The sequence below is a fragment of the Vibrio sp. 10N.222.48.A3 genome (assembly GCF_041475345.1).
In the GTDB taxonomy this organism is placed as follows: Bacteria; Pseudomonadota; Gammaproteobacteria; order Enterobacterales; family Vibrionaceae; genus Vibrio; species Vibrio tasmaniensis_A.
In genome coordinates this window covers 1-293 of the sequence record NZ_JBFRVX010001159.1, presented here as the reverse complement: position 1 = coordinate 293, position 293 = coordinate 1, and the positions used below count along the sequence as shown (strand labels likewise).

Below are 293 nucleotides of genomic sequence, written 5' to 3'. Positions count from 1 at the left end.
CACCCACACACTGACTGAGAGCGTGATGGGTTGCAAAGGAAGGGTTAGACCGTAAGTGGTCATGGCAGCAAGCAAAGCTAAACCTGCGATACCACCCTGCGGTAGAATCCATAATGCAGGAATGACCATTGCAAGTACTGGGATATCTCCCTCACTTAAACTGATTGCTCTCGCGCAAACAACCGCTAATAATGTGGTGATCAAGAACTGAAACGTTGAAAATACCATAGCCCTCTCCTTCTACCGATCCGTGGTACCATACCAATCGTAGTAATTAACTGGTCACCCTAGCT

The 293-nt window shown here is 47.4% G+C and carries 1 pseudogene; it reads right to left on the bottom strand.

The window, feature by feature from the left end:
- A pseudogene (locus AB4653_RS24635) lies at positions 1–228 on the bottom strand (hypothetical protein); the annotation flags it as partial.
- Positions 229–293 lie beyond the last annotated feature (65 nt).